Source organism: Wenyingzhuangia sp., assembly GCF_039768515.1.
In the GTDB taxonomy this organism is placed as follows: domain Bacteria; phylum Bacteroidota; class Bacteroidia; order Flavobacteriales; family Flavobacteriaceae; genus Wenyingzhuangia.
Genome location: NZ_JBDNAI010000154.1, coordinates 1 through 8,392, shown reverse-complemented (window position 1 = coordinate 8,392; position 8,392 = coordinate 1). Strand labels below are relative to the sequence as shown.

Sequence of the window (8,392 nt, the reverse complement as noted above, 5' to 3'; positions counted from 1 at the left end):
TTGGTATTCAGATCTTTGGAGCCAATTTAGAGTCCATGCTTAGAACTGTAGAGATTGTTGAGCAATCAAAACCAGATATAATAGACATCAATTTTGGATGTCCTGTAAAAAAGGTAGTGAGCAAAGGAGCAGGAGCAGGTATTTTAAAAGACATCGATTTGATGGTTTCCTTAACCAAAGAAATGGTAAAACACACTCATTTGCCTGTTACTGTAAAAACCCGTTTGGGGTGGGATGAAAACTCAATAATGATTGAAGAGGTAGCGGAGCGATTGCAGGATGTTGGCTGTGCTGCAATTTCTATTCACGGAAGAACTCGTGCTCAAATGTATAAAGGAGATGCCGATTGGACGAGAATTGCTGCTGTAAAAAACAATCCTCGCATGCACATTCCTGTTTTTGGAAATGGAGATGTGACCAGTCCTGAGCGTGCGGTTGAAATGAGAGATGATTATGGTCTAGATGGCTGTATGATTGGTAGGGCTTCTATTGGAAATCCATGGTTTTTTAACGAGGTCAAACATTTTATGGCAACTGGAGCGCATCTGCCCGTAGCCTCCATAAAAGATAGGGTAGAAGTGGCCAAAAGACATTTAGAAATGGAAATTGCTTGGAAAGAAAATGAAGTTCAAGCCGTGATGGAAACCCGAAGGCATTATGCCAATTATTTTAAAGGAATTAGAGATTTCAAAGCGTATAGAATTCGTTTGGTTACCGAAGACTCTGCTCAGGGAGTTTATGACATTATGAATGAAATCGTAGATAGATTTGGGCATGTATCTCATGAATTATTGATGCAAAAATAGTGCTCCACATTTTTGATTCATTTTAGTAACGTTTTGTTAAGGTGAGCTCAATAAATTATATGTTTAAGTAGTACAACTCTTTTGACTGCTAACTCCTATAAATTTGAGTAGAAAACACAGGATCGCTCTTACGATTTCCTAAATAATTCTTATTTTTAACTTAAATAAAAGAAAAACCAAGTGTCAGATTATTTAGAAGGATTAAATTCCCCCCAGCGAGCAGCTGTTGAACAAATGGAGGGTCCCATGATTATTATTGCCGGTGCAGGGTCTGGAAAAACAAGAGTGCTAACCTACAGGATTGCCCATTTGTTAAAAAATGGAGTAGATTCTTTTCAGATACTTTCTTTAACGTTTACCAACAAAGCGGCTCGTGAAATGAAAAACCGTATTGCTTCAGTGGTAGGACAAAGCGAAGCTAAAAATTTATGGATGGGAACTTTTCACTCCGTTTTTGCAAGGATCTTACGTTCCGAAGCAGACAAACTAGGGTATCCTTCAAGTTTTACCATTTATGATTCTCAAGATACCGTCCGTTTGATGAATTCCATCATTAAAGAAATGGGATTGAGTAAAGATCAGTACAAATCAAAATCGATTTTAAGTAGAATTTCTCAGTTCAAAAATAATCTAATCACAGTAAAAGCCTATGGAAACAATCCAGAATTGATAGAGGCAGATACCATGGCCATGCGACCCCAAATGGGCGCGATTTATAAAGAATATGTAGACAGGTGCTTTAAAGCAGGAGCGATGGATTTTGATGATTTATTGTTGCGTACCAACGAATTACTGGTCCGTTTTCCTGAGGTTTTATCGAAATATCAAGATAGATTTAGATATGTAATGGTCGATGAGTATCAAGATACCAACCATTCTCAATATTTAATCGTTCGTGCTTTGGCAGATAGATTTCAGAATATTTGCGTGGTAGGAGATGATTCCCAATCTATCTATGCGTTCCGTGGTGCGAACATCAACAATATTTTAAATTTTCAAAAGGATTATCCTGACGTAAAAACGTTTAAACTAGAACAAAACTATAGGTCTACAAGCAACATTGTAGAAGCTGCCAATAGTTTGATTGAAAAAAACAAAACTCGTTTAGATAAAACTATTTTTACAGCCAATGATGAAGGCGGTAAAGTAAAGATCATGCGTACCCTTTCTGATGGAGAAGAAGGTCGTTGGGTAGCAAATTCTATTTTTGACAATGCTATGAATTTGCAAAAAACCTATGATGATTTTGCTATTTTGTATAGAACCAATGCACAATCTCGTGCCATGGAAGATGCCCTGCGAAAAAAGGGAATCAAATACAAGATTTACGGAGGGTTGTCTTTTTATCAACGCAAAGAAATAAAAGATTTGCTGGCTTATTTGCGAGTCTTAATTAACCCTAATGATGAAGAGGCCTTAAAGAGGATTATCAATTATCCTGCTAGAGGAATTGGAGAGACAACGATGGATAAATTATCTGTTGCGGCCAATCATTACAATAAATCTTTGTTTGAAATTGTATCGGATATAGAACATACGGATATCAAAATTCAAGGGCCGACGAAAACCAAGTTGAATAATTTTTCAACATTAATTCAGAGTTTACAAATCACGGCGAAGGGGCATAATGCTTTTGAAGTTGCGGATGAGGTAGTCAAAAGAGTAGGTTTGATTAAAGATTTGCAAGTTGATGGTACCCCAGAAGCTGTAAATAGAGTAGAAAACGTTCAAGAATTATTGAATGGAATGAAAGACTTTATTGAAGAAAGAAAAGAACAGGATTTAGACGATAGTTTGACCGCTTTTCTAGAAGATGTTGCTTTGGCCTCTACTTTTGATCAGAAAGATGAAGACGATACTCCAATGGTGTCTTTGATGACCATTCACTTGGCCAAGGGGTTAGAATTTCCATACGTCTATATTGTAGGAATGGAAGAAAGTTTGTTTCCGTCAGCGATGAGTATCAATACAAGGGCAGAACTAGAAGAAGAAAGACGTTTGTTTTACGTTGCGATTACCAGAGCAGAAACACAATGTTATTTGAGTTTTGCACATACACGCTACCGATGGGGAAAGTTGATTGATTGTGAACCGAGTAGGTTTTTGGAAGAGATTGATGAGCGTTTTATAGAGCATTTAGCCCCCCAACGAAATAAAGTGGTAGCCAATCGATTTGTAGACAGTAGTTTGTTTGAAGAAGATGATGTTCCAAAAGAAAAAATTAGGTTTAGAAAGCCTGTAACTCGCTCTGTTAGGAATCAGGAAAAAGTTGAAAAGAAAACCCCTTTCAAATCTCCCCAGAATTTAAAAAAAGTAACTCCTAAATTAGCACAGCAAACAAGCAATAAGCTTGCTCAAAAATTGGTCAAAGGAAATAGAGTGAGTCACGCTAAGTTTGGAGAAGGAGAAGTGATACATGTTGAAGGAACAGGTGTCAATATAAAAGCTGAAGTCAGATTTGAAGCTGTTGGTACAAAAAAAATATTACTTCAATTTGCCAAGCTAAACATAATAGACGCTTAGGCACTAATACAAAACTAAATATCAAATATATTTTCCATTTAGGATAAATAATTGTTTCTTGTAAGAACAATTGTTGATGAGGTTTTTTCGCCTGAAAACAATCAAAAATTAACAAAAATACTTAAATAAAACTATGGGTTTTGATTTAGAATATAACTCTGAAAGGAGTACTTTGATTATTCCAGAATATGGGAGGCATGTACAAAAGTTAGTCAATCATTGTGTCGCTCTAGAAGATGAACAAGAAAGAGAGAAAATGGCTAATGCCATTATAGATGTCATGGGTAACTTACAACCTCACTTGAGAGATGTTCCTGATTTTAAGCATAAGTTATGGGATCAGTTATTCATCATGTCTAAGTTTGAATTGAAAGTAGAATCTCCATATGAAAAATTAACGATTGAAGAAGTTAATGCGAAACCAGAACGTTTAGATTATCCAAAATCTGCAAGTAAGTATAAGTTTTACGGAAATAATATTCAGACGATGATAGATGTTGCTTTGTCTTGGGAAGAGGGAGAGCTTAGAGATGCTTTGATTCTCAACATAGCAAATCACATGAAAAAATGTTACTTAAATTGGAACAAAGATACCGTGGAAGACGGAGTTATTTTTAACCATTTAAATGAATTATCTAAAGGAGTCATCGATTTAAGAAAATCAGAAATAGAACTTGTGTTGAGTTCGACCTTATTGCGTAAGAGTAATTCTGGCAGAATGAATGCTTCTCAGACGAAGAACAATAATAACAACCGAAATAACGGTAGAAAGCATAACAATAATCACAAAAATCGCAAATAATCTTACTACATGGCAACATTTAGAGTAGAAGGAGGTCATCCATTGAACGGTGAAATTACACCACAAGGAGCAAAAAATGAAGTATTACAAATTTTATGTGCTGTTTTGTTAACTCCCGAGAAAGTCACGATAGAGAATATTCCTAATATCATTGATGTCAATAAATTGATCTCAATTTTGGGAGATTTGGGGGTAAAAGTCAAGCAATTAAACGACCATGCCTACGAATTTCAGGCAGATGAGGTTGACATAGATTATTTAAGTTCTTCCGATTTTAAAGAAGATGGTAAAAAATTAAGAGGTTCAATCATGTTGGTCGGGCCTATGTTGGCTCGTTTTGGAAAGGGGTATATTCCTAAGCCAGGAGGGGATAAGATAGGAAGAAGAAGACTAGACACACACTTTGAGGGTTTCGTTAACCTTGGAGCTAAATTTAGGTACAATAAAGAAGAACATTTTTACGGAGTGGAATCTCCAAAGTTAAAAGGTGTGAACATGTTATTAGATGAGGCTTCTGTGACAGGGACAGCAAACATCGTGATGGCAGCAGTTTTAGCAGAGGGAATAACCACTATTTATAATGCGGCCTGTGAACCCTACTTACAGCAATTGTGTCATATGTTGAACAGGATGGGGGCCAAAATATCAGGGGTAGGCTCTAATTTGTTGACCATAGAGGGAGTTGTCGCTTTAGGAGGAACAAAGCATAGGGTGCTACCAGATATGATTGAGATAGGATCATGGATTGGTATGGCAGCGATGACAAAATCTGCATTAACCATAAAAGATGTTTCTTGGGAGAACTTAGGTCAGATTCCTCGTGTTTTTAGAAAATTAGGAATAAGATTAGAGCAAAAAGGAGATGATATTTATGTACCCAAGCAAGATTCTTATGAAATAGAAAGCTATATAGACGGATCTATGTTGACCGTATCAGATGCTCCTTGGCCTGGGTTTACTCCAGATTTACTTAGCATCATATTGGTCGTTGCTACCCAAGCCAGAGGAACGGTTTTGATACATCAAAAAATGTTTGAAAGTCGATTGTTCTTTGTCGATAAACTAATAGATATGGGTGCAAAGGTGATTTTATGTGATCCTCATAGAGCAAATGTTGTTGGGATGAATCATCAACACAGTTTAAAAGCAATGACGATGAGTTCGCCGGACATTAGAGCTGGAATTAGTTTGTTAATAGCTGCATTGTCAGCTAAGGGAACAAGTATAATTCACAATGTGGAACAAATAGATCGTGGATATCAAAATATTGTTGAGAGATTACAAGCAGTAGGAGCGAAAATTGAACGTATCGATTAGTTTTTTCAATAGTACAGAGATAAAAAAAAGTGAATCCGAATGGATTCACTTTTTTTATTGGTTTTAATTTTGATCTAAATCTTTCTTGCTTTGTCAAGCATCATATGATCAACTAGCACCATTGCAGATAATGCTTCTACAATGGGAATGGCTCTAGGAACTACACAAGGATCGTGACGACCTTTTCCCATCATGGTTACTATATTTCCATCTTTGTCAATTGTTTCTTGTTCTTGAATTACTGTAGCCACAGGTTTAAATGCAACCTTGAAATAAATATCCATACCGTTACTGATTCCTCCTTGTATACCGCCAGAGAAATTAGTTTTGGTAGAACCATCGGTATTAAAGATATCGTTGTGTTGACTTCCTGTCATTGTTGCACCTTCAAAACCGCTACCAAATTCAAAACCTTTTACAGCGTTGATTGACAACATGGCTTTTCCTAGTTGTGCATGTAATTTGTCAAAAATAGGTTCTCCCAATCCTACAGGTACATTTTGAATAACACAAGTAACAATACCTCCTACGGTGTCTCCTTGTTTTTTAATTTGTCCAATGTAATCGATCATTTCTTGTGCTTTTTTTGCATCAGGACAACGAGCGATATTACTTTCTGTCAAAGAAAAATCTAATTCTTGATAAGGAGTTTCTAGATGAATGTTTCCCACAGAAGAGGTGAAAGCATTTATTTTTATATCTGGGATGGCTTGTTTTGCAATCGCGCCACCAACGACCCAATTGGCTGTTTCTCTAGCTGAGGTTCTTCCTCCACCTTTATAATCTCTATGACCGTATTTTTGACTATAGGTATAATCTGCATGTGAGGGTCTATATTGATCTTTGATGTGGGAATAGTCTTTTGATTTTTGATTGGTATTGACAATTCTAAATCCAATTGAAGCGCCAGTGGTAATTCCATCAAAAATTCCCGCCATAAATTCAACGGTATCGGGTTCTTTACGCTGAGTTACAATTTTAGATTGCCCTGGTTTTCTTCTGTCAAGTTCTTTTTGAATTGCATCAAAATCTAATGTAATACCAGCAGGGCATCCATCAATCACTCCTCCAATTGCAGGTCCATGTGATTCACCAAAAGTGGTGAGGGTAAATAGGTTTCCAAATTTATTCGCCATGAAAAAAATAATTTTAGACAAATTTAACGAAAACTTTTTGCTTGACACTTTAAAAAGGATAACAATCGGTTTTTTTAGCAAAACCAAGATCTACAATAGAAACAAGGAGTATACATAGTTTGGCCATTACTTCTTCATCATTTTTACGCTTTAAATTTATAGTTCCTCAGAAATTTTTGAGAAGGTTAAAAAAACTTAAAAAAACATTTTATTAAAACCAAAAGTGTCCTATATTTGCACTCGCAAACGAGAAATCGTGAGACGCTTAGGAGAAATGGCAGAGTGGTCGAATGCGGCAGTCTTGAAAACTGTTGACTGTAACAGGTCCGGGGGTTCGAATCCCTCTTTCTCCGCAAAAGGAAACCCACAACAAACGTTGTGGGTTTTTTATTTTCCAAAAAACCAAACTTGTTTGCCTTTTTTGGAAAATAAAAAAGACAAAATTCTTGGAAAGAATATGGGTTTCTATGCTTGCTCAGGATATCATACTGGAATGCACGTAGTGAATCCCGATTTGTTTCAATGAATAGGCTTCTTTATTTAAAATAGATATCTACGTGGTAGCAATATAATATTGTATGAATACGATAATCCTCTTATCTTTGAGAAGTACAAAACTAATTTAATGAGGTATCTCGTAGTTTTTTTCCTTTTTTTAATAGCCAATGCAACAGCACAAACGGTAAGAATAAATGAAGTAGTTTCTTCCAATTCTGTCTATACAGACGAAGATGGAGATACCCCCGATTGGTTAGAAATCCACAATTACGGATCACAAGACGTTTCTATCAATGGGTGGTCTTTGTCTGATGATCCAGAGACCCTTGAAAAGTGGACATTTCCTAATATAAAACTTTCTCCAGATGCGTATTTACTTTTGTGGGCCTCCTCAAAAGATCGCTCCAATATCAGTTACTCTAGAACCCTCATCAATTGGGGAGATACTTTTCAATATCTGCTTCCAACTTCTGAACCCAGTTTTAATTGGAAAGTACTCAGTTTTGATGATTCTAGTTGGTCTGAAGGAGCCTCTGGTTTTGGTTATGCAGATGGAGATGACGCGACAATTATACCGAATGGCTCTAGATCTGTATATCTTAGAAAGACTTTTACGATATCGGATGTTTCAGCTGTTTCTTCATTAATTTTAGACATGGATTATGATGATGCTTTTGTGGCTTACATAAATGGTATAGAAGTGGCACGTGCAAATATTAATGGTGTGCCTCCTGCCTATGATGCTGGAACGATTACTGATCATGAAGCGCAATTATATTTGGGAGGGACCCCCGAAAGATTTCAGATTTCAGTTCAATCTTAAACGATGGAGAAAATATACTAAGCATTCAAGCCCAAAATATAAGTGAAGGTTCTTCAGATTTTACCATCATTCCTTTTTTGTCTGCAGTGTTTTCATCTCCGAGTAGTGTGGGTGTTGAACCTCCAGCTATTTTGGGATTATCGACCAATAATTTTCATACCAATTTTAAAATTTCCTCAACTTCAGAGACACTTATTTTAACGGACAACACAGGAACCCTTATTGACGAAATTACTGCAGAGAAACTTCCTCCAAACACATCGATAGGAGTTTCTGAAAGCTCTGAAAATGTGGTAACTTACTTGGAGACCACACCAGGAAGTGAGAATTCCAACAATGAATTTTTAGGAGCTGTCCAAAGTGAGGTTCTTTTTTCACAAGAAGGAGGACTAATAAATGGGCCTGTAAGTCTAATATTATCGGGTAATAATTCAGAAGAATTTATACGGTATACACTCGATGGAAGTGCTCCTTCAGAATCGTCATT

Annotated in this window: 7 protein-coding genes and 1 tRNA gene; 7 read left to right on the top strand and 1 reads right to left on the bottom strand. The window is 36.4% G+C overall.

What is annotated here, in order from left to right; all coding sequences use genetic code 11:
* The 4 genes from ABF281_RS09300 to murA all read left to right on the top strand — a co-directional run.
* Positions 1 to 806: tRNA-dihydrouridine synthase (locus ABF281_RS09300; RefSeq protein WP_347181397.1), on the top strand; the 806-nt coding region annotated here is incomplete at its 5' end.
* 180 nt (positions 807 to 986) lie between these two features.
* Positions 987 to 3,329 (top strand): UvrD-helicase domain-containing protein, encoded by a 2,343-nt coding sequence (locus ABF281_RS09295; protein WP_347181396.1) that lies wholly within the window; start codon positions 987 to 989, stop codon positions 3,327 to 3,329.
* Between the two features lie 133 nt (positions 3,330 to 3,462).
* Complete coding sequence (locus tag ABF281_RS09290) at positions 3,463 to 4,131, top strand: DUF4290 domain-containing protein (protein WP_347181395.1); 669 nt, start codon at positions 3,463 to 3,465, stop codon at positions 4,129 to 4,131.
* 9 nt (positions 4,132 to 4,140) lie between these two features.
* Positions 4,141 to 5,448: a UDP-N-acetylglucosamine 1-carboxyvinyltransferase gene (gene murA, locus ABF281_RS09285; RefSeq protein WP_347181394.1), complete on the top strand. Its 1,308-nt coding sequence runs from the start codon at positions 4,141 to 4,143 to the stop codon at positions 5,446 to 5,448.
* A 74-nt stretch (positions 5,449 to 5,522) separates the two neighbouring features.
* Here the strand turns inward: murA and aroC are convergent, their stop codons facing one another.
* A complete protein-coding gene (gene aroC / locus ABF281_RS09280; RefSeq protein ID WP_347181393.1) occupies positions 5,523 to 6,584 on the bottom strand; it encodes a chorismate synthase in 1,062 nt (353 codons plus the stop codon).
* Between the two features lie 268 nt (positions 6,585 to 6,852).
* Here aroC and ABF281_RS09275 point away from each other — a divergent pair.
* The 3 genes from ABF281_RS09275 to ABF281_RS09265 all read left to right on the top strand — a co-directional run.
* Positions 6,853 to 6,937 (top strand) — tRNA-Ser (locus ABF281_RS09275).
* Between the two features lie 272 nt (positions 6,938 to 7,209).
* On the top strand, positions 7,210 to 7,905 hold the full coding sequence (locus ABF281_RS09270) for a lamin tail domain-containing protein (protein ID WP_347181392.1): 696 nt from the start codon (positions 7,210 to 7,212) through the stop codon (positions 7,903 to 7,905).
* A gap of 77 nt (positions 7,906 to 7,982) precedes the next feature.
* The coding region (locus ABF281_RS09265; RefSeq protein ID WP_347181391.1) for a chitobiase/beta-hexosaminidase C-terminal domain-containing protein at positions 7,983 to 8,392 on the top strand (410 nt) is incomplete at its 3' end.

Bases quoted from the DNA above. Each gene is read 5' to 3' on its own strand.
- ABF281_RS09290 (WP_347181395.1), top strand. From the start codon at position 3,463: ATGGGTTTTGATTTAGAATATAACTCTGAAAGGAGTACTTTGATTATT.
- murA (WP_347181394.1), top strand. From the start codon at position 4,141: ATGGCAACATTTAGAGTAGAAGGAGGTCATCCATTGAACGGTGAAATT.
- aroC (WP_347181393.1), bottom strand. From the start codon at position 6,584: ATGGCGAATAAATTTGGAAACCTATTTACCCTCACCACTTTTGGTGAA.
- ABF281_RS09270 (WP_347181392.1), top strand. From the start codon at position 7,210: ATGAGGTATCTCGTAGTTTTTTTCCTTTTTTTAATAGCCAATGCAACA.